General features: G+C 74.5%; 14 protein-coding genes. 5 read left to right on the forward strand and 9 right to left on the reverse strand.

Features of this window, described 5'->3' with window-relative positions; genetic code table 11:
• Nucleotides 1-29 precede the first annotated feature (29 nt).
• On the reverse strand, nt 30-1,175 hold the full coding sequence (locus tag ACT17Q_RS13070) for an acyltransferase family protein (RefSeq protein ID WP_444662909.1): 1,146 nt from the start codon (nt 1,173-1,175) through the stop codon (nt 30-32).
• A complete protein-coding gene (locus ACT17Q_RS13075) occupies nt 1,172-2,335 on the reverse strand; it encodes an acyltransferase family protein (protein WP_094181983.1) in 1,164 nt (387 codons plus the stop codon). Before ACT17Q_RS13075 ends, ACT17Q_RS13070 begins: the two co-directional genes overlap by 4 nt.
• A gap of 149 nt (nt 2,336-2,484) precedes the next feature.
• On the opposite strand from ACT17Q_RS13075, the gene ACT17Q_RS13080 reads away from it, so the two are divergent.
• On the forward strand, nt 2,485-3,795 hold the full coding sequence (locus tag ACT17Q_RS13080; RefSeq protein ID WP_094181982.1) for a hypothetical protein: 1,311 nt from the start codon (nt 2,485-2,487) through the stop codon (nt 3,793-3,795).
• A 70-nt stretch (nt 3,796-3,865) separates the two neighbouring features.
• Here ACT17Q_RS13080 and ACT17Q_RS13085 read toward each other — a convergent pair whose 3' ends face one another.
• The gene (locus ACT17Q_RS13085) at nt 3,866-8,998 is read right to left on the reverse strand and encodes a PKD domain-containing protein (RefSeq protein WP_444662912.1); all 5,133 of its coding nucleotides are present in this window, start codon (nt 8,996-8,998) and stop codon (nt 3,866-3,868) included.
• Between the two features lie 233 nt (nt 8,999-9,231).
• Complete coding sequence (locus ACT17Q_RS13090) at nt 9,232-9,948, reverse strand: hypothetical protein (protein ID WP_157732715.1); 717 nt, start codon at nt 9,946-9,948, stop codon at nt 9,232-9,234.
• A 196-nt stretch (nt 9,949-10,144) separates the two neighbouring features.
• Here ACT17Q_RS13090 and ACT17Q_RS13095 point away from each other — a divergent pair, with 196 nt between their 5' ends.
• Complete coding sequence (locus ACT17Q_RS13095; RefSeq protein ID WP_094181978.1) at nt 10,145-11,950, forward strand: polysaccharide biosynthesis tyrosine autokinase; 1,806 nt, start codon at nt 10,145-10,147, stop codon at nt 11,948-11,950.
• 95 nt (nt 11,951-12,045) lie between these two features.
• Here the strand turns inward: ACT17Q_RS13095 and ACT17Q_RS13100 are convergent, their stop codons facing one another.
• From ACT17Q_RS13100 to ACT17Q_RS13120, 5 genes are all read right to left on the reverse strand, one after another.
• Nucleotides 12,046-12,492, reverse strand: coding sequence for an adenylyltransferase/cytidyltransferase family protein (locus tag ACT17Q_RS13100; protein WP_094181977.1), 447 nt, complete (start codon nt 12,490-12,492; stop codon nt 12,046-12,048).
• 132 nt (nt 12,493-12,624) lie between these two features.
• Nucleotides 12,625-13,578, reverse strand: coding sequence for a glycosyltransferase family 2 protein (locus ACT17Q_RS13105; protein WP_232514816.1), 954 nt, complete (start codon nt 13,576-13,578; stop codon nt 12,625-12,627).
• Nucleotides 13,575-14,363, reverse strand: a complete 789-nt coding sequence (locus ACT17Q_RS13110) for a CDP-alcohol phosphatidyltransferase family protein (RefSeq protein ID WP_094181976.1) — start codon at nt 14,361-14,363, stop codon at nt 13,575-13,577. Before ACT17Q_RS13110 ends, ACT17Q_RS13105 begins: the two co-directional genes overlap by 4 nt.
• Entirely contained in the window at nt 14,360-15,550 is a 1,191-nt protein-coding gene (locus ACT17Q_RS13115; RefSeq protein WP_444662915.1) for a DUF1972 domain-containing protein, read from the reverse strand. The genes ACT17Q_RS13110 and ACT17Q_RS13115 overlap by 4 nt, the downstream gene beginning before the upstream one ends.
• A gap of 135 nt (nt 15,551-15,685) precedes the next feature.
• Nucleotides 15,686-16,711, reverse strand: a complete 1,026-nt coding sequence (locus ACT17Q_RS13120; RefSeq protein WP_444662917.1) for a glycosyl transferase — start codon at nt 16,709-16,711, stop codon at nt 15,686-15,688.
• A 175-nt stretch (nt 16,712-16,886) separates the two neighbouring features.
• Between ACT17Q_RS13120 and ACT17Q_RS13125 the strand changes: the two genes are divergently transcribed.
• The 3 genes from ACT17Q_RS13125 (at nt 16,887) to ACT17Q_RS13135 (ending at nt 21,679) form a co-directional block, all read left to right on the forward strand.
• Nucleotides 16,887-19,037, forward strand: coding sequence for a glycosyltransferase (locus tag ACT17Q_RS13125; protein ID WP_444662919.1), 2,151 nt, complete (start codon nt 16,887-16,889; stop codon nt 19,035-19,037).
• A 66-nt stretch (nt 19,038-19,103) separates the two neighbouring features.
• Nucleotides 19,104-20,174, forward strand: coding sequence for a polysaccharide pyruvyl transferase family protein (locus tag ACT17Q_RS13130; RefSeq protein ID WP_444662921.1), 1,071 nt, complete (start codon nt 19,104-19,106; stop codon nt 20,172-20,174).
• A gap of 2 nt (nt 20,175-20,176) precedes the next feature.
• Nucleotides 20,177-21,679: a lipopolysaccharide biosynthesis protein gene (locus ACT17Q_RS13135; RefSeq protein ID WP_444662923.1), complete on the forward strand. Its 1,503-nt coding sequence runs from the start codon at nt 20,177-20,179 to the stop codon at nt 21,677-21,679.
• The last annotated feature ends 31 nt before the right edge of the window (nt 21,680-21,710 follow it).

The following is a 21,710-nucleotide window of genomic DNA, read 5'->3' on the forward strand; positions in this document are numbered from 1 at the left end:
CGACACCGTCCCGGGGGCGCGGAGGTGCGTCAGGCGCCGCGACCGGAGTCCACGGGCGCCGGGCGCCCGGGTGCGCGCGCGTCGACCGCGGCCAGCCGCTCCTCCCACCGGCGCGGCATCGCGAACGCCGGGACGAGCGCGTGCGCGCGCCGCGCCCCCGCGTGCACCGCGAGGCTCAGCACGACGACGAGCGTGGTGACCGCCGGCGGGTAGAGCAACGACCCGACGGTCGTCGCCGTGACGTCGCGCGCGAGCCCGCCCGCGTACGCGAGCAGCAGCGCGAGCCACAGCGGGTGCAGCACGTAGATCGGCAGCGTCTGGCGCCCGAGGAGGAGGCCGAGCCGACGCAGCGGCTCCCACCGGACCGCGAGGACGACGACGAGCACCGCGAGCACCAGGAACGCCAGGCACCGCACGACGAACACCACGGCCTCGGCGAGCTCCACCCCCTCGGCGAGCCGCCCCGACGCGGTGGCGGCGACAGCGAGGCCCGCCGCGAGGAGCAGCGCGCCCCACGACGCCCGCTCGCCCAGCCGGCGCAGCGGGCCGGCGCCGTACACGCCGACGGCGAAGAACAGGAACATCTCCGGCACCTTGGCCCACATCTGGTCCGACGACGTCAGGACGTGCGTCGCCAGGCACAGCGCGACGAGCCCCGACAGCACGGCCCACGGGGGCACGCGGTGCAACGCCCCGAGCACCGCGATGTACACGGCGAGCGCGAACACGTACCAGAGCGTCGTCTCCGGAACGACGAGCTGGCGCAGCAGGTCACCGACGCCGTCGACCCGGTGCGGCAGGCTCGGGTCCCGCACCACCGCGTAGAACACGGCGTACAGCAGCAGCCACACGACGTACAGGTAGTAGTTGCGCGCGACGCGCAGCGTCAGGCCGCCCGGCCGCCACCCGAGCCGCACCCGACGCGCGACGACGAGGCCGGAGACGGCCAGGAGCACCGGCATGCGCGCGCTGCCGAGCACCCCGTACACCCGGCCCCACACCGACTCCCCGGCGTCCGCGGTGGGTGCGTCCACGGCGAGCAGGTGCCAGAGCACGACGTGCGCGAGCACGACGGCGACCACGGAGTACCCGCGGACCGCGTCGACCCACTCGAGCCGACCGACCGTGGGAGCGGTGCGCGCCGGGGCGACGTCTCGCGCGGCCAGCGCGCTCACCCCCCGGGCCGGGTCGCGGCACGCGACGCGCGTGCGGCCCGCCGCCGTGCGGCGACGTCGAACCACGCGGGCGGCTCGTACAGCCACCCGGCGCCGACGCGCTTCGCGCCGCGTTCGAGGGCGAGCGTCGCGACGATCGCGGCGGCGGCGAGCAGCGGGGGGCCGAGCACCGCGACGGCGGGCGAGTCGACCGCGCCCCAGCTCTTGAGCAGCGCGGCGGTCACGATGATGAGCGGCGTGTGCGCGAGGTAGACCGGCAGGGTCCGTGCGCCCAGGTCCCGGAGCACGTGCGACCGGGACAGCGCCCGGCTGACCGCGATCCCGGCGGCGACCCCCAGGACGCAGTTCACGAAGTACAGCCCGGGTGCCTCACGCAGGTCCGCGGCCCACAGCCCGAACGCGACCGCCGCCCACAGCGCGACGACGCCGACCATCGGCAGCACGCGCGCCTCGGAGCCGCGCCGCAGCACCACGTCGCGCAGGTGGAGGCCGACGAGGAAGAACACGTAGTACTTGACCGAGCCGTTCCACCCGGGGCTCGCTGTCTCCCACCCGGACAGCGCGATCGCGGAGCCGACGGCGGCGACGCCGATCTGGACGGCCACGGGCACCCGGCGCGTCAGCTTGGCGACGACGAAGAACAGCGCGAGCGCCCAGATGAACCACAGCTCGAGCCGCGGGACGAACGGCGAGAGCACGTACGGCTGCAGCACGTTCGACAGGAACGAGCCGGTCCCCCGCATGCGCACGCCCACGTAGTACGCGAGCGAGCCGACCGCACCCCACACGAGGAAGACCCACAGGTACAGCCGGATCTTGGAGTGCCACAGCGCGGTCCACGCGCCGCGCACCCACTTGCCCGCGAACAGCCCGGCGAGCGTGAAGAACAGCGGCATCCGCAGCGACGAGACGACGACGTTCGCCTCGACCCAGGGCCTGACGTGCGCGCCCGCGCCGAGCAGCCAGTTCGACGAGTGGAACAGCACGACGAGCGAGATCGCGATGCCGCGGCCGGTGTCGACCCACTCGACGCGCGGACGGCGGGGCCGCGGGGCGTCGGGCACCGCCTCACCCTCCGCAGCGGCCTGCACGGGAGCCGGTGCCGTCGCCTCGACGACACCCGGCTTCGCGGGCCCCGAGGGCGGTCCAGCGCTGCGCATGCGAGCGAGTCTATGCGGGCAGAACGGGCGAAACAGGGGCCAGACGGGCGAAAAACGGCACACCCGTCCGGGTCACGAGGGTGCGGGTGCGACGATGTGGCGGAACCGGGCCGCACGGGTGCCGGTCTCGACCGACATCGGGGAGGGACGTGTCCCGGACGGCGACCTCGGCGCCCGCGTGGCTGACGGCGCGGGTCTCCGCGCCCCACGTCCTCGTCGTCGTCTCGCTGCTGGCCGTCGGCAGCGGCCGGGTCATGGTCAAGTCCGTCACCCTGGGGACGATCGTCGCGGTCGCGCTGCTGCCGATCTGGTGGCGTCCCGTGCGCGACCTCGTCGGGATCCGGACGCTCGTCGGCCTGGGCGGCCTCGCCGCGGTCGTCGGCGTGTGGCTCACGTGGTTCCACGAGGCCGACCACGCGACCTCGACGAACCTGCTGGTCGGCAACACCTCGACGGTCCTCGACGCGGTGCTCGGCGCGGCGGTCGTCGCGTGGGCGCGCACCGTGCTGCGGGACCCCGTGGTCGCCGCGTGGTTCGGCGTGGGGATGCTGCTCGGCATCAGCACCGGCGGGCGGTTCCTGGAGAACCCCTGGCGGTTCGGCTTCTCCGTGCCGCTCATCGTGCTGCTGCTCGGCCTCGCGTGGGCGTCCGGCCGCGGGTGGCTGCAGGTCGTCACCGCGCTCGGGCTCGCGGGCGTCTCGGTGATGAACGGCGGCCGCTCGACGTCCGCCATGCTCGTGCTGGCCGCCGCCGTGACCATCCAGCAGACCGCGCGCCGCGCGACGACGCGCGCGGGCTCGCGCGTGCGCGCGCTGCTCATCATCACGAGCCTCGTGGCCGCCCTGTACCAGCTGGGCCAGGTCGCGATCCTCGACGGCCTCCTCGGCCAGGACGCGCAGGAGCGCACCGAGGCGCAGATCGCGCTGTCGGGCTCGCTGCTCGCCGGCGCCAGGCCCGAGAGCGGGGCGACCCGCGCGCTCGTCGTCGCCCATCCCTCAGGGTTCGGCTCCGGGACGCTGCCGGGCACGCGCGACGTGTTCGTCGCGAAGACCGGGATGGCCGAGCTCAACTACGACCCGCACAACGGCTACGTCGAGAAGTACATGTTCGGCAGCGGCTTCGAGCTCCACTCCACCGCGGCCGACCTGTGGGTCCGCTTCGGCTTCGCGGGCGTGCTGCTGGCGCTGTGGGCGGCGTGGCTGGTGGTCCGCGGGTACACGGGCGCGATCGCGACGCACACCGCGAGCGCCCTGCTGACGTACCTGGCCGTCCGCACGCTGTGGAACCTCGCGTTCAGCCCGCTGTCGAGCTCGAGCACCCTGCTCGCCCTCACGCTCGGTCTCCTCGCCGTGCGTCGTGTTGCGACCTCGTCGCCGCCGGACCTCACCGGGGACGTCGTCGAGCAGGTGTACGACGACGAGCGCGGCGCCCGACCCGAGCGCAGCCTCCCCGCCCGCTGACCCGCGTCCACCGCATGCGACGAGGCCCGGGGTGGGACCTGCCCACCCCGGGCTTCGTCGTACGTGCGGGTCAGACCGCGCGCGCCACCAGGTCGTCCCAGACGAACACCAGCGACGGGTCGCCGGTCGCGCCACCGTGGTAGACCTCGAACCCGACACCGCCGGGCTCCTGCAGCGCCGCGTTGTTGTCCGTCGTCGAGACGCGCCACTGCTCGGGCTCCGGCTGTCCGGCGACCCAGACCTTGGCCCGGATCGTCGTCGGCGAGGTCCCGGTCACCTGGACGCGGACCGCGAGCGGCGTGCCCGGCTCGACCACGAGCCCGCCGACCGCGCCGCCGGAGATCGCCGTCGTCGTGCCACCGACCGTCCGCACCGCGTGCAGCTGGACGGTGCCGTCGGCCGCGATGCGCACGCGCCCGCCGTACGCCGCGTCGCCGACGGTCCGGCCCTGCAGCGTCGCGAACGAGGTGCCGCCCGGCACGCGGTCGAGGTCGAGCGTCGCCACCGCGTCGGTCGACTCCTGCGAGACGGAGTTGAGCCGGGCGCCCGTGGTCCCGCCGCGCGGCACCGTCATGACGCCCTTGCCGCCCGAGACGGTCAGGCGGGCGCCGGGACCGACCGAGGTCCACGCGCCGCCGACCTGGGCGTCGCCCCAGCCGTTGGACGCGGTGCGGCCGAACGCGTCCTGCGCGAACGGGCCGCCGGGCGCCGGCGCGGTGACCGTCACGTCGTGCGCGACCGTGGCGGTCAGCCCACCGGCGTCCGTGACGGTCAGCCGCACCTCGTAGGTGCCCGCCTCGGCGTAGGTGTGCGACGCGGTCGCGCTCGTGCCGGTCGTGGGCGCCGAGTCGTCACCCCACGTCCAGCTGTACGACGCGATCGCACCCTCCGCGTCGGACGAGCCGGAGCCGTCGACGGACGCCGTCAGCCCGGCGGCGCTGCTCGTGAACGCCGCGGTGGGCGCGGTGTTCACGGGCGGCTCGGGCTCCTCCGGCTCCTCCGGCTCCTCGGGCGCCTCGGCACCGACGCGCTGCGCGAGCAGGTCGTCGACCGAGAACACGAGCGACGGTGCACCGGTCGCGCCGCCGTGGTACGCGACCACGCCCACGCCGCCGGCGGTCTGCAGCGCCGCGGTGGAGTCCGTCGTCTGGACCCGCCAGGCCGCCGGCTCCGGGGAGCCCGCGGGCCACGCCTTCGCCCGGATCAGCGTCGGGTTCGTGCTCTCGGCCTCGACGCGGACCGCGATCGCGGCACCCGGCGAGTACGTCAGGCCGGACACGGCACCGCCGGCGATCGCCGTGGTCGTGCCACCCACCTCGCGCGTCACGTGCAGCTGGACGGAGCCGTCCGCGGCGAGCCGCAGCCGGCCGCCGTAGGAGTCGGCGTCGACGCGACGAGCCTGGAAGGTGACGAAGGAGTTGCCGGTCGACAGGGCGCCCAGCGAGACCTTGCCCGTCAGGGACGTGTCGCTCGCGGCGACGTCGCCGAGCACCGCGCCGCTCGTCGCGCCGCGCGGGGCCGTGATGACCCCCGCGCCGCCCGCGACCGACAGCCGGTTCGCCGCGCCGACCGCGGTCCACGCGCCGCCCACCGGAGCGGTGCCCCAGCCGTTGCTCACGGTGCGCGCGAAGTCGTCGCGGACGAACGGGGCGTCCGCCGGCGGCTCGGTGACCGTCACCTCGTGCGTGACGCTCGCGGTCGCACCGTCGTCGTCCGTCACGGTCAGCGTGATGGTCTTGTCGCCCGGCGTCGCGTACGTGTGCGTCGCCGTCGAGCCGGACCCGTTCGCCGTCCCGTCGCCCCAGCTCCACGACCAGGACGCGACCGACCCGTCCGGGTCGCTCGACCCGGTGCCGTTCACCGAGACGCCCAGGTGCTGGACCTCGGAGGTGAACGCCGCGACCGGCGCCTGGTTGGCCGCGACCGTGACCTCGTGCGTGACGCTCGCGGTCGCGCCGTCGTCGTCGGTCACGGTGAGCGTGATCGACTTCGTGCCGCCGGTGGCGTACGTGTGGGTCGCTGTCGCACCCGTGGACGTCGTGCCGTCGCCCCAGGCCCACGACCAGCTCGCGACGGTCCCGTCGGCGTCGGCCGAGGCCGAGCCGTCGACGGACACCGCGAGGTGGTCCGCCTCGACGTCGAACGCGGCCGTCGGCGGCTGGTTGGGCACCGGGGCGCCCGAGCCGACCGAGTAGTGCTGCGCCACGGTCGCGGCGTCGAGGACGCTGCCGTAGACGGCGACCTCGTCGATCGTGCCCGCGAACCACGCCTGCGGTCCCCAGGTGGTGTCGCCGCCGACCCGCCAGTAGCCGGTGTACACCTGCTGCGAGGTCTGCGCGTGGGTCCCGCGCAGCACGCCGTCGACGTACAGCTTCATGCCGTCGGGGCCCTGTGTGGCGACCATGTGGTGCCATGCGCCGTCGTTGTACGACGCGGGCGTCGTGATGGTGTTCGCCTCGCCGGTCCACACACCGAACGTCAGCTTGCCGTTCTCCTCCATGTACACGTGACGGTCGTAGTTGCTGCTCGTCCCGGTCGCGGCGTCACCGAACCCGATGAGCTTGCCGCCCGCCGTGGTGGTCGTCTTGAACCACAGCTCCTCGGAGTAGACGTCGGGGCCGTTGAAGTCCGCCTGGCTCGCGACCAGCCCGTTCGTGCCGCCGAACGTCACTGCGGTGTTGCTCGTCCCGGCGAGCGCACCCGCCACGCCGCGCGTCAGGCCGCCGCTGTACGTGCCCGGGTAGGACAGCGGACCGGTGTCGGCCGCCGTGGCACCCGCCGCCTCACCGAGGCGCCAGTACAGGTCGGGGTTCGCCGCGCGTACAGCGGCGCCGTACGCGTCGGCCGGCACCGGCGTGACGCTCGAGGTGCGCCCGGAGGTCACCCAGTGCGCGTCCACCTGGGCCGCGGTGAGCGGCTCGTCGTAGATCGCGACGTCGTCGATCGTGCCGGCGAAGTACGCCGCCGCCGTCCACGGGCTGTCGCCACCGATGCGCCAGTAGCCGTCGTAGCTCTGCGCGCTGGTGACGCTCGTCTTCTGCGCGACGCGCTTGCCGTCGAGGAACAGCTTCATGCCGTCCGGGCCGAGCGACGCCACCACGTGGTGCCACGCGCCGTCGTTGAAGCCGGTCGCGCTCTGGACCGTCTGCGACGAGCCCGGGTACACGCCGAACAGCACGCGCCCGGACGTGTCCATGTAGACGTGCCGGTCGTAGCTCGTGGAGTTGCCGGTCTTCTCGTTGCCGAAGCCGATGATCTTGCCGCCGGCCCGTGTCGTCGTCTTGAACCAGCCCTCGATCGCGAAGGTCTGCGGACCCGCGACCGCGGTCTGCGTGGCCACGAGGCCGTTCGACGACCCGCTGAACGTCGACGCGGTGTCCGTGTCGCCGGTGATGGCACCGGCCGCGCCGCGCGTGACGCCCGCGGACGCCACCGCGTCGTCGCCGCCCGCGTAGTCCGTCACGGTCGTCGTCCCGGTCGGCTCGGACAGGCGCCAGTAGTGCGCCGCGCCGTCGTCGAGCACCTTCGTGCCGTACGCGCCGACCGTCTTGTCGCTCACGGTGACCGAGGTCCACGCGGACGAGGCCGAGTTCCCGAACGGGTCTGTCACGACCACGCGGTACCTCGTCGTCGTGCCCGGTGTCAGGGACGGGTCACGGTCGGTGAACCGCATCGTCTTGACGTTCCAGAACGTCGTCGACAGCGTCTCGACGTGCACCGGCGGGTTGTTCTGCGTCTGCCGGTAGACGGCGTAGGTCAGCGTCTCGTTGTCCCGGTCGTAGTTCGACTTCCAGGAGACGCGCACCTCGCCCACCTGCACCGAGGTCGCGGTGACCGGGTAGTTCGACCCGGACAGGCGCGGACCCTGCTGCATGGGCGCCTTGTCGATCGTCGTGAACCGCACGAGGCCCTGCTGGCCCGCGCCGTTGACCTGCGTGAACTCGCCGCCGAACACGACGTAGTCGTCCTTCGCGGTGACCGTCCACGGGCCCTGCGACTTGCCGGTGTACGTGCCGGCGTTGATCGTCGGGTACCAGTTCAGGATGGTCGGCGAGGGCTCGCCGTCGTGGTCCGGGTACCCGTAGATGTCGGGGGTGTTGATGCGCGTCGCCCACTTCGTGAGCGCGGTCGCGCGGTACACCGACCACGGCGTCGTCTGCGGGAAGCCGCCCGAGTTGCCGCAGTAGTGCTTGTGGCTCGCCGAGTAGACGACGTCACCCATCGGATACGACGAGTACGTGTCGCCGTGGCAATCCTCGACCCACAGCTCGGACCCGGTCGCCCAGTCCGCCGCGAACGTGCCCTCGACGTTCCCGCCGCCACCGAAGTGGTAGCCGGTGCCGTAGAAGTTCTCGCCGTCGGTCTCGAGGCTGAGGATCGCGGACTCGGTGCCGCCGTTGCGGATCTGGGTGTTGACCGGCAGCGGGAGCAGCGTGCCGTCGGTCGCGAGGCGCGCGAGCCCGTAGCCCGGGTTGGACGAGCCGTTCACCGACGTGAACGCGCCGCCGAGCACGACCGACTCGCCGTCGGGGGCGACGACGAGCGCCTGGATCGCGCCGCCGTCGATCGTCGCGGTCAGCGGCAGGTTCCCGCCGTCCGAGGCGCGCAGCGCCGCGAACCGCTGGCGCGTCTGCCCGTTGACGCTCGAGAAGTTGCCACCGATGTAGACGGTCGAGTTGGTGACCGCCACCGCGTTGATCCCGGAGTTCACCGTCGGCCGGAACGTCGAGATCAGCGCGCCGGTCGCGGTGTCGAACGCCGCGATCCGGTAGCGGGCCTGCCCGTTCACCGACGTGAAGTTCCCCACCGCGTACAGCCGCGTGCCGTCCGGCGAGAGCGCGAGGTCGTCGACCTCCGCGTTCAGGTCGGGCGCGAAGGAGCTGTCCAGCGCACCGGTCGTCAGGTTGAACGCCATCATGTTGTTCCGGACGACCTCGCTGGTGCCCGGGGCCGCACCCGGCGGCCGGGCCCGCGTGAACTCACCCCCGACGTACACCTTGTTGCCGGCGGGCTGCAGGTTCCACACGACGCCGTTGACCTGCGCGGTGGGGAGCCCGTCGGCCGAGACGGTCACGGGGTTGTCGGGGTTCGGCGGCGCGGTGTCGGCGAGCGCCGACGGCGCGACGACGACGGCCAGCGCCGACGTCACCGCGCACGCGGCCAGGAACCCGATGGTGCGCGCGAGGCGGCTGGTGACGGCCATGTGCGTGTCCTCCCGAACAGGCGGGCGCGGAGGCGTCGCGGGTGCGACGATCGGCCCGACTCTAGGGCGAAAGGGACATATCGGGACCTGGACGATCGGGTGAACCGGCGTGTGCCGCGGGTGAAAACGGGCTTGTGTACCGGTTTGAGGCGTGCGGCGTCATTCGACCGGGTGATAGGCCCGTCCGCCGACCCGCGTGAGCCCCGGGCGAGACCCCGGGGCGGACTCGGGGCTCAGACGCCCGCGGGCCCCCGGAACAGCGCGATCGTCGTGCCCACGCCGAGGTCCAGCTCGATCGTCACGTCGCCCCGGTCGGCGACCGCGACCGTGTGGACGAACACTCCCGTCGCGTCCGCACCCGGCGCGACCTCGCCCGGGAACGCGCGCGAGCCGGTGGACAGCGGGAGCTCGGGAGTCAGCCCGGGGCCGGAGTAGACGTTCAGGACCGCGAGCGACAGGTCGAGCGGCTCGTCGGTGCCGTTGTGCACCTCGACCGTCACCTCGAGCGCCGGACCGCCGACCTCACCCGGCAGCTCGGCCTTCCCGGTGACCGCCCGGATCGAGGCGACGCGCGCCGTCACGCCGGGCGACGGCTCGGCCGTGGACTCGATCGGGGCGAGCGTGACCGCCCGGCCGTCGGGCCGCGGGGTCGGCGTGGGGAGCACGCCCGGGGCGGCGCTCGACGGCTCCGCCGAGGCGGCGGGTGTCGTCGGCGCGTCCGAGACCGTCGGGCCGGGCGCCGGTGTCGACGCCGTGGTCGCCCCTGCGGTCGACCCTGGGGTCGACGCGGCGGCGGTCGAGGGGGCGCTCGTCGGGTTCGCACCGTCGTCGGAGCGCCCGGAGGTCACCGCGAGGACGATCAGGACGGCGAGGACGACGACGCCGGCGGCGGCCGCGATCCGCACCGTCCGCCTGCGCCCACCTGCCGAGGCGGTCTCAGCCTCCGTCACGACACACCCCCAGGATCCGAACGACAGCCGACCGGGTCCCCGACGGCGCCAGGGCTCGGGTCAGTGTAGAGACCACGGGGGGTCACCCGGACCGAGTTCGCGCGGTCCGCATCCGGGTGAATTTCCCCGTGGGTGCGAGAATTGTCCGGATCACCACCTACCGTTCCGGGGGTCGGCAGCACCACGAAGGAGAGTCATGGAGATCGGCGACTACCTGACCGCGCTGCGCAAGCGCTGGTGGGCGGTCGCGCTGCTCGCCGTCCTCGGTGCCGGCCTCGGGTACGTGCAGGCGTCGGGTGCGACTCCCCTCTACCGGTCGACCGCCAAGGTCTGGGTCTCCCTCGCGCAGGGCAGCGACGTCACCGAGCTCGTGCAGGGCTCGACGTACACCCGCAACCTGGTCGAGTCGTACGTCCAGCTGACGACCGTGCCGCTCGTGCTCGAGCCCGTGATCCAGGACCTCGGGCTGACGGTCACCTCCCGACAGCTCGCCGCCGTGGTCTCCGCCGAGGCCCCCATGGACTCGATGATCATCGAGATCTCGGCGACGAGCCGCAGCGCGACGCGCGCCGCGGACATCGCGAACGCGGTCGCCGGGCAGCTCGCCACGGCGGTCGAGCAGCTCACACCGACCTCGGCCGAGGGCCAGGCGACCGTGAAGATCACGCTGGTGGGCCCCGCGACCCCCGCGGCGGCGCCGTTCGCCCCCAACACCAAGCTGCTCGTCGCGACCGGCGGTGCCGTCGGGCTCGGGCTCGGCGTGCTCGTCGCGCTGGCGTGGGTGCGGCTCGACACCCGGGTGCGCACGACGCGCGACCTACCGGACGGCCGCGTCGTGCTGGGTGAGGTCCCGCACGACCGGGCCGTGACCCGGGACGGTCCCCGCTCCGTGCTCGACCAGCCCCGCAGCGCGCTCGCCGAGGGCTACCGGCGCGTGCGCGCGAACCTCGACTTCCTCGACTCGACCGAACCGGTCCGGGGGTTCGTCGTGACCTCGACCCTCCCCGGCGAGGGGAAGTCGACGGTCTCCGTGAGCCTCGCGCTCGCGCTCGCCGACACCGGCCGGCGCGTCCTGCTGATCGACGCGGACCTGCGCCGACCCAACATCGCCAACGTGCTCGGGATCGAGTCGGCGGTCGGTCTCACGACGATCCTCGCGCGGCGGGCCACGCTCGAGCAGGTCACCCAGCAGTGGCGGCTCGAGAACCTGCACGTCCTGCCGTCCGGACCGGTCCCGCCGAACCCGACCCAGCTGATCGACTCCGCGGCGTTCGCCGACCTGCTCGCGCACGCGCAGGAGGTGTACGACATGGTCATCGTCGACACCTCGCCCCTGCTCGCGGTGTCGGACGGCGCGGTCCTCGCGCGCCGCACGAGCGGCGCGATCCTCGTCGCACGCGCGCGCAAGGTGAGCAGGCGCGAGCTCGCCGAGTCGCTCGACGAGCTCGACGCGCTCGGCGCGGACTGCCTCGGCGTGGTGCTCAACGGTGCGCAACGCCGACGGCGTGCGACGTCGTACGGGTACATGGAGCCGACGGGCCGTCGTCTGGCACCTCCCCGTCGTCCCCGGCGCCGGGGCGGCCGCCCGGACGTGCCGGTCGCGTCGGCACCGTCCCGCCACACGCACGACGAGACGCCGGACCGGGCGCCCGTCAGCCCGACCCGACCCCCCGTGGAACCGGCCGGACCCTCGCTCGAGATGGACCGCCTGTCCGTCGAGCCGACCCGACAGTACGTCGGGTCCGTCCGGTCGCCCGCCGCGCCGGACCGCGAGCGGGCCGCCGGCCCCGAGGAGACCCGTGCACCGGTGACCACCGCCGACGCGACGGAGACGACGGAACCGACGCGCGCACCGTCGTCCGAGCCCACGCCCCTGCCGACGCCGGAACCGGAGCCTGAGCTTGAGCCGGAGCCCACGCACGCGCGGTCGTCGGAGCCCACCGGGGCACCGGAGCCGTCACGGGCATCGACGGAGGGCGCGCACTCCCGCGCCGACGCCTGACGCGGACCGACTCCCGCACAGACTCCCGCACCGACGACGACGCCCGGGTCCCCGCGTGGGGTACCCGGGCGTCGGTACAGGTGAAGGCGCTCGGGTCAGCGCACCGCCTCGGTGAGCGTGGCCGCCTCGGGCTCGAGGAGCGCGAGGGCGCGGCGCAGCGCCGTGCTCGAGGTGTGCATCGTGTAGGGGAAGTAGGCGACCTCGACGCCGACCGCCGCGAACTGCTCCTCGAGCGCGCGCCCCTTGGCGGTGCCACGCCAGTCGTCGCCCTTGAAGATGATGTCGAAGCGGAGCCGCTCCCACATCGCCAGCTTGCTCGGCACGTCCTCGAGCACGGCCTCGTCCACGATCGACAGCGCGCGGACGATCTCGAGCCGCTCGTGCGCGGGGACGACCGGACGGATGCCCTTGGTCAGCTCCAGCACGTCGTCGTCCACGACCCCCGCGATGAGACGGTCGCAGTGCGCGGCGGCGTGCCGCAGCAGGTTGAGGTGCCCGACGTGGAACAGGTCGTAGGCACCCGGCGCGTATCCAATGGTCATCGAGACTTCCCTTCCACGATGATTCGTCCCGGACCCGCGCCGTTGTGGGTGGCTGACGCTCGGACGTTACCGACATTCCGGACATGGCGACAGGGTGTCCGTCGGGTGAAGAAACGGTTCGCGGTGGGCACGTCAGGTCCCCCGCGCGTAGTCGTAGACGACCCGCCCGAACGCGCCGGTCACCATGCCGCGACCTCGCGCGACGGTCCGCAGACCGCGTGCGTGGTGCTCCGGGGAGCGCGTGAGCGCGCCGACGAGCGCACGGGCCCCGCCCGCGAGGACGCGCGCCGAGCCGAGGGCGATCCCGCGGGCGCGGGCCGCGGCCCGGCCGGCGGTGCCGCTCGCGAGCGCGACGTCGCAGCGCGTGGCCGAGTTCCCGCTGCGGGACGCGCGGTGCAGCACCCACGTTCGCGTCGCACGAGCGGCGGGGACCTCGTCGGTCACGAGCGCCTCGTCGCACCACACCATGGGGATGCCGGCGGCGACCAGGCGGCGCGTGAACAGGGTGTCGGAGCCGCCGCTCAGGCCGAACGCCTCGTCGAACCGGACCCCGGACGCCCGCACGGGGGGCAGGTCGAGCAGCAGGTTGTTGGTCGCGGCGACGACGACGGGCGTCCCGGTGCGCAGGCGGCGGCGGTCGAAGAACCGGCCCGCTCGCACCCAGGCGTCGGGCTCGACCTCGAAGCGCGAGACGACCGGGCCGACGACGCACGCACCCGTGCGGCGGTGCGTCGCGAGCAGCTGCGCGAGCCAGTCCTCGACGGGTCGCTCGTCGTCGTCGAGGAACACGAGCACGTCGGCGTCCCCCACCTCGTCGAGCGCGCGGTTGCGTGCCGCGGCGATGCCCGGGCGTGGCTCGTGCACGTAGCGGACGTGCGGGCCCACGACCGTCTCGCGCGCGCCCGCGTCGGGGTCGTTGTCGACGACGAGCACGCTCACCTCGTCGTCCACGGACCCGACCTGCGTGCGCAGCGACTCGAGCACGGCTGCGAGGTCGTCGGGGCGGCGGTAGGTGAGCACCGCGACGACGACCGTGAGGGCGCGCGTGCGGTCCTGCTCGGCCAGCTGCTGGCTCGTCTCGGTCACGGCGTCGACACCTGCACCCGGCCGGCGGCGGGACCCGCGTCCGGCGTGACCGCGGGCCGGGCGCCCTGGTCGAGCGCCTTGAGCTCGGCGTACCACTTGCCGCACGCGAGCACGAGGAACGCCGCGGACGCGGCGGTGATGAGCGTGTACGCCACGAGGAAGACGGGCAGCGCGCCGATCAGCACGAACGACCAGCACAGCACGCCGTAGTCCATGGGCAGCACGAGCAGGGAGCGCAGCGACGCACCGCGGCCGCCCTCGGGTGCGCGTGACTGGACGCCCCGGGCGCGGCGCAGCTGCTCGGTGAGGATCATCGCGAAGAACAGGACGCTGGTGACCACGGCGGAGACGAGCGGGACGGCGAGCCACCGGTCGTCGACGTCGGGCGCGCGCCACAGCCCGACGAGCAGCCCGAGCGGGAGCATCACGGACTTGCCGGCGTCGACCACGTGGTCGAGCCACTCCCCGGCGCTCGACCCGCGGCGCTGGAGCCGGGCGACCTGGCCGTCGGCGGAGTCGAGCGCGTACCCGAGGACGAGCGCGGCGGCGACGGCCACGCCCGTGCCCCACGTGAGCGGGAGCGTCGCGAGGCCGACGATGCCCGCGAGCGTGAACAGCGCGCTGATGCCGGTCACCTGGTTCGGGCTGAGCCCGGCGACGTGCGCGCCCGCGGCGAGGAACCGGCCGAGGCGTCGGTTGACGAACCGCGAGTAGGCGGGCGCGGACCTGGCCGCGGCCTTCTGCGCGTCCTTGAGCTCGCGGAGGGCGTCGGTGTAGCGGCTCATGACGCCTCCGCCGCGGCGGCCGCGAGCGGCTGCGGCTCGGGCGCCGGGCGCCGGCGGCCGAGCCCGCGGGGGCGCCGTACCCGACGCTCCGCGAGCCGGATGGCCAGGTCCGAGTACCGTGCGGCGACGTCGTCCCAGTCGTAGTCGAGCGCGCGGCGCGCGAGGTCCCGGCCGCGGTCGCGGCACCCGTCGGGGTCCCGCTCGGCGGCGGTGAGCTCGCGCGCGACGTCCGCGGGGGTCGTGAAGTAGCGGCCGGCGTCGCCGAGCACCTCGCGGTTGAACGAGACGTCGAACGCGAGGGTCGCCGTGCCCGCGCCGATCGCGCGCAGGAGCGAGGGGTTGGTGCCGCCGACGCTGTGGCCGTGCACGTACGTGAGTGCGTGGGCGTACAGGGTGTCGAGCAGCTCCTGGTCCCACACGCCCCCGAGCAGGCGGACCCGGTCGTCCGCGAGCGACTCGACGCGGCGCGTGTACTCCGCGGCGTACGGGGCGGAGCCGACGACCACCAGGGGCTCGCGGCACCCGCTCGCGACGTAGCCCTCGACGGCGACGTCCACGTGGTTCTCGGGCTCGAACCGCGCGACGACCAGGTGGTAGCCGCCCGACGTGAGCCCCAGCTCGGTGAGCCGGTCCGCCGGGACGTCACCGAGGCGGGGTGCGCCGTACGCGATGATCTCGGTGGGCGCCGCGAACTCGCGCTGGTAGTAGTCCGCGATGCCCTGCGCGTCCGCGATGAGCGCGTCCGACCAGCGCACGGCCAGCGCCTCGGCGTTGCGGTAGTACCGCCGGCCGGTCCCCGACCACTTGGAGCGCTTCCACTCGAGCCCGTCGACGTGCGTCGCGACCGGCATCCGCGCGGCTCGGAGCACCGGGAGCCACGGCGCGTTCGCGGCGTTGAACAGGATCACCGCGTCCGCCCGGTGGCCGAGCAGGTGGCCGACCGAGAGCCCGGTGTGGGAGAGCGTCTCGAGCGCGCGGTGCCGCAGCGCGGGCAGGTGCACGAGCCGCATCCCGAGGTGCTCGGTGAGCCGCGGCTCACCCGCGACGGGCCGGCAGTAGACGGTCACGGGGTGTCCCGCCGCGACCAGCCGGCGCCCGATCTCCTCCGCCGCGGTCTCGAAGCCCCCGTAGCGCGCCGGCACGCCGCGCGTGCCGACCAGTGCGACGTGGGGACGATGGGATGTCACGTGGCGCTCTCCTCGGATCGACCTCACAGACGGGTCGAGTGTGCCCCCGGAGTCGGACGAACGGTACGAATCCACCCGTTTTTCGCCCGCTGGTCGTAACGATTCACCACTGTGGCGGCCCTGGCGGCCGCGGTGTCACCTGATCGCGCGTCGCCGCACCGCGCGCAGCGCGGACGCGTAGACCTCGCGGTGCTGCTCGACCACCTCGGGCCACGAGCGTCGGCTCAGGTCAGGGCCGTCGACCGGCCCGTCCGCGGTGGCCTTGAGCGCCGCCGCGAGCGCGTCGGCGGTCAGCGGCCCGTCGAACCGCTGGACCCACCACGCCCCCACCTCGCGCGCGAGCGCGTCCGTGACCTCGTTCGCCGGGACGAGCACGGGCCGACCGAGCGTGAGGGCCAGCAGCACCGCACCGGAGTTGTGCATCGCGCGGTACGGCAGCGCGACGAGCTGCGCGGCACCGACCTCGGCGACCAGCTCGGCGTCGGTGAGGTGCCGCAGCTCGGTGCCGACGCGGGGGTCGTCGCCCGCGGCGGCCTCGATCTCGTCGGCGGCCGTCGGCCCGGCGGGCCTGCCTGCGACCCGCAGGCTCGACTCCGGGTCGTCGAGCCCGCGGAACGCGTGGACCAGGTCGAGCACGCCCTTGTACGGCCGCACCAGCCCGACGTAGGCCACACGGCCCGGCGTGGCGGCGGGCAGCGGGTGCGCGGCGTACCAGTCGCCGTAGTCCGCGAGCGGGATGGTCGACGAGCGCGCCTCGTCGGGCACCGGCGTCGTGTCGTTGAGCCGCACCCACCACGTGGTGCGCCGGTCGCACACCCGCAACGCGACGCGGCCCCACCACGGCTGCCGCTCGTGCGGCGCGAGGTTGTGCAGCGTCCGCACGACGGCGGTCCGCCGCACCGCGCAGCGCGCGAGGACCACGACGAACGCGGCCGACGCGAGCACGCTGCGCCACGCGCTCGACTTGGTGACGACGACCTCCGGCCACTGCACGTGCAGCACGTGGTACCGCCCGAGCAGCGCCTCGCGCCAGCTGAACGTCCGCACGTCGAGGTGCTCGCGCAGCCCCTGCAGCAGCAGCGTCATGTGGGGGTTCGTCGACGGACGGGGCTCGCCGAACGACTGCAGGACGACGGGCGGACGGTCGTCGTGACGGGTCACGGTCCATCCCTCCCGGCGCGTGCGCGCGCCCTGTCGTCGTCCCCCGGCGGTGTCCGGATCGTACCGATGTTCACCCTCGCGGAGGCCCGCTCCGGCCCTCCGGGGTCGCTAGGGTCGCTGGCCGGGGGCGGTTCCAGAACCGACCCCGCAGACGACGAGCCGGGAGGTGCCCCCAGTGACCGACGCGGTCGTCGTCGTGAACCACCGTTCGCACGCACTCCTCGCGACGTACCTGGCCGCGACGACGGACGGCCTGGAGGCCACGGTCGTCGTCGTGGACAACTTCTCCGACGACGACGAACGCGCCGCGGTCTCCCGGCTCGCCCGCGAGCGCGGCTGGCACCTGGTCACCGCGCCGAACGACGGGTTCGGCGCGGGCGTCAACCGCGGCGTCGAGGCCGCCCGCGCGCTGGGTGCGTCGGCGTTCCTCGTGCTCAACCCCGACCTGGCGCTCACACCCGCTGGCGCCCGCGAGCTGCTCGACCTCGCCCGGGCCGACCACGACGCGCTCGTCGCGCCGCACGTGCTGCGCCCCGACGGCTCCGTCTGGTCCCAGGGCGGCCTGCTCGACCGGACCACCGGCCGGACCCGCACCCGGCCGGAGCTGGTGGGCGACGAGCCCGACTGGCTCACCGGCGCGTGCCTCGCGGTGCACGTCGACCTGTGGGACCGGGTCGGGGGGTTCAGCGAGGACTTCTTCATGTACTGGGAGGACATCGACCTCTCGGTGCGCGTCGCCGCCGCGGGCGGCCACCTGCTCGTCGCGCCCACCACCGCGGTGCACGACGTCGGCGGGACGCAGGAGCACGGCGGGTCGCGCCGCAAGTCCGACCTCTACTACCGGCACAACTGCCGCGGCCGGCTGGTGTTCGCGGCGCGCAACCTCGAGCCGGAGCTCGCGCGGCGGTGGGTGCGCTCGGCGCCGCGGTACGCGCGCGACGTCGTCCTGCGCGGCGGGCGCCGCCAGCTGCTGCGGTCGCCCGGACCGGTGCTCGCCGCGCTGCGCGGCACGCTCGAGGGTGCCCGGTTCGTGCGCCGCGGCGCACGCCGGCCCGCGGCCGAGCGCCCGCTGCGCGTGGTCGTGGCGCACCCGTCGCCGGACCTGTACGGCTCCGACCGCCAGCTGCTCGAGTCGCTGCGCGCGCTCACCGCGCGCGGGCACCGCGTGACGGTCGTGCTCCCCCACGAGGGTCCGCTCGTGCCGCTCGTCGTCGACGCGGGCGCGCAGGTGCGGATCGCGGGCTTCCCCGTGCTGCGCAAGTCCGAGCTCGCCCCCACGCGCCTGCCGCGGCTGCTGTGGGGCTCGCTCACCGCGACGCTCCGGGCGGCCCGCCGGCTGCGCTCTGACCGGCCGGACGTGCTGTACGTCAACACGGTGACCATCCCCGTGTGGGCGGCCGCGGGCCGCCTCGCGGGAGTCCCGACGCTCACGCACGTGCACGAGGCCGAGGACGGCAACCGCATGGTCGCGACCGCGCTCGCGCTGCCGGTCCTCGCGTCCCGGACCGTCGTCGCGAACTCCGCGGCGGCCCGCGAGGCGCTCGTGCGCGCCGTCCCGCGCCTGGCCCGTCGCACGCTCGTCGTGCACAACGGCGTCGCCGGCCCGCCCGACGGCCCCGTCGACGCCCCGACGGACGCCGAGCGCGCCCCGGGCGCACCGTGGCACCTGGTCTCCGTCGGGCGGCTGTCGCCCCGCAAGGGGACGGACGTCGCGCTCGAGGCGGTCGCGCTGCTCGTGGCCGCGGGCGAGGACGTGCGGCTGTCCGTCGCGGGGACGACGTTCGCGGGCTACGAGTGGTTCGAGGACGAGCTACGGACCCGCGCGCGGCAGCCGGACCTCGCGGGGCGCGTCGAGCTCCTCGGGTACGTGCACCCGACCTGGGACCTGCTGGCGTCCGCGGACGTCGTGCTCGTCCCCTCGCGCGCGGAGCCGTTCGGCAACACCGCCGTCGAGGCGCTCCTCGCGCGCCGCCCGCTCGTCGCGTCCGACGTGCAGGGCCTGGCCGAGGTGGTCCGCGACGGCACCACCGGCCTGCTCGTCCCACCCGGAGACGCGCACGCCCTCGCCGACGCGGTCGCGGCCCTGCTGCACGACGAGCAGCGCCGCCGCACGTTCGCGTCCACGGGCGAGGACGACGCGCTCGAGCGGTTCTCGTTGCGGCGCTACGCCGACGACGTCGTGGCGGCCGTGACCGGCACCGCCGGGGACGCGACCAACCGGGCGAGCACCCCGGGGAGCACCACGGCGACCACCCCCGTGGGCGGCCCCGCTAGCACCCCCAAGTTCACCCGCACGCCGGACGGCGAGCTCGAACCCTTTGTGTAGATTCGTCCGGGTCGACGGCGCCGGGGCCTCGACCCGGTACCGGGCCCGGCGAGAGGTGAGACAGACGTGCGAGCACTGGTCCTGTGGGCCGACGACAGGTCACCCAACCTGGGGGTCCGCGCCCTGGCGCACGGCACCGCGGCACTCCTGAGGCGGGCGTTCGACGACGTCACGGTCGAGTTCCAGAGCTCGGGCCGAGGCGTCGCGCCCGTCCCCGTCGGCGGTCCGCGCCAGCTCGTGCGCGAGCACGTGACCGGGCACCACGGGCTGCGGCGCTGGATCAGCGGGTACGACGTGGTGGTCGACACGCGCTCGGGCGACAGCTTCGCCGACCTCTACGGCCTGCCGCGCCTCACGACGATGTCGCTCATGGCCGAGCTCGCGACCCGCTCCGGCGTGCCCGTCGTGCTCGGGCCGCAGACCATCGGGCCGTTCTCGACGCTCGCCGGGCGGGCCGTCGCCCGTCGGTCCCTCGCACGCGCGACCACCGTCATGGCGCGCGACCACCTCTCCGCGCAGGCCGCCGCGTCGCTCGGGCGCGAGGTCGACGTCCTGACGACCGACGTCGTGTTCGCGCTGCCCGTGCCCGAGGTCGAGCGCGACCGCGACGTCGTCCTCAACGTCTCCGGCCTGCTGTGGCAGCCCGGCCCGCACGTCGACGCGATCCGCTACCGCACGACCGTCACCACGATCCTCGACGAGCTCACGGCGCAGGGCCGCCGCGTCACGCTCCTCGCGCACGTCCTGGCGTCCCGCGGTCACGACGACGACGTGCCCGTGGTGCGCGAGCTCGCGGCCGAGCGCGGCCTCGAGGCCGTGGTCCCCGAGGACCTCGACGAGGTGCGGCGCGTCGTCGCGTCCGCGACCGTCGTCCTCGGGTCCCGCATGCACGCGTGCCTCAACGCGCTGTCCGTGGGCACGCCCGCGGTCCCGCTCGCCTACTCGCGCAAGTTCGCCCCGCTGCTCGAGGCGCTCGGCTGGCACGCGACGGTCGACCTGCGCGAGGACCCGGACCCGGCGGCCACCGCGCTCGCGCTCGTCGCGGACCCGATGCTCGCCGCGCAGGCCGCGCGGGTGCGCGAGACGGCGCTCACGGCGCTGCTGCCGGCCGAGGCCGCGCTGCGCAAGCTGGCCTGACCGTGGCCGACGACGACGACGTCCTGCAGGCCGGACCGGCCCTCGGGAAGCGCGCCGCGCGCGGCGCGATCGTGACCGTCGGCAGCCAGGTCGTCCGGATGGCCGTGCAGGTCGGCGGCGTCGTGGTGCTCGCCCACCTGCTCACGCCGCACGACTACGGCCTGGTCGCCATGGCTCTCGCCGTCGTCGGCATCGGCGACCTGTTCCGGGACTTCGGCCTGTCGTCCGCCGCGATCCAGGCGCAGCGCCTCACCCGGCAGCAGCGCGACAACCTGTTCTGGCTCAACACCGGGATCGGCGCGCTGCTCGGCGTTCTCGCGTTCGCGTGCGCACCGCTCGTCGCGGCCCTGTACGACGAGCCCGACCTCGTCCCGATCACGCGTGGGCTCGCCCTGACGTTCCTGCTCAACGGCATGGCGACGCAGTACCGGGCGCACCTCACACGGCACATGCGCTTCGCCCAGCTCGCGGCCGTCGACGTGGCCTCCCCGCTGCTCGGCCTCGTCGCGGGCATCGTCCTCGCGGTGTCCGGCGCGGGGTGGTGGGCGCTCGTCGGGCAGCAGGTCATGACCGCCGCGACGCTCGCGGCGGGCGGGGTGATCGCCGCGCGCTGGCTGCCCCGGCGCCCGCGACGCGGCGAGCCGATGGCCGGGCTCCTGCGGTTCGGGTGGAACCTCCTGGGCACCCAGCTCGTGGGTTACGCGAGCAACAACGTCGACTCGCTCACCATCGGTCTGCGGTTCGGCGCGCAGCCCCTGGGCGTCTACAACCGCGCGTTCACGCTGCTCATGCAGCCGCTCACGCAGCTGCGCGCGCCCTCGACGACCGTCGCGCTGCCCGTCCTGTCCCGGCTGCGCGACCAGCCCGAGCGGTTCGGTGAGTTCGTCCGGCGTGGCCAGCTCGCGCTCGCGTACACGCTCGTCGCCGGGCTCGCGTTCGTCATCGCGGCCACCGGCCCGCTGACCTCGATCCTGCTGGGCCCGCAGTGGCTCGACGCCGAGCCCGTGCTCCGGTTCCTCGCGGCCGCGGGCGTGTTCCAGACGCTCGCGTACGTCGGCTACTGGGTGTACCTCGCGACGGGCCTGACGAACGTCCTGCTGCGGTACACGCTCGTGTCGGCGTCGATCCGGATCACGTGCGTGCTCGTCGGGAGCATCTGGGGGGTCGTCGGTGTCGCGGCGGGGTACGCGGTCGCGCCGATGCTCGCGTGGCCGCTGTCGCTGTGGTGGGTCGCCCGCCACACGCCCGTCCCGCTGCGCGCGCTGCTCTCGGGCGGCACGCGCGCGGTCGTCATGTTCGGTTCCTGCGCGCTCGCCGGCTGGGCCGCCTCGACGCTCGTGACGGGCGCGTGGGCGCAGCTGGCGCTCGCGCTCGTCGGCGTCGGCGCTGCGTTCGCGCTCTGGTACCTGACGGTGCCGCGGGTGCGCAAGGACCTGAGCGAGGTCGCGTCCGTGGTGCACACGGCGCGCGGGACGCGCAGCGCCGCCCCCGCGCCGGCCGCCTGACGGCCGCACCGCCCGACGAGCCCTCGTCGTC

Source organism: Cellulomonas sp. CW35 (assembly GCF_052378485.1).
In the GTDB taxonomy this organism is placed as follows: Bacteria; Actinomycetota; Actinomycetes; order Actinomycetales; family Cellulomonadaceae; genus Cellulomonas; species Cellulomonas uda.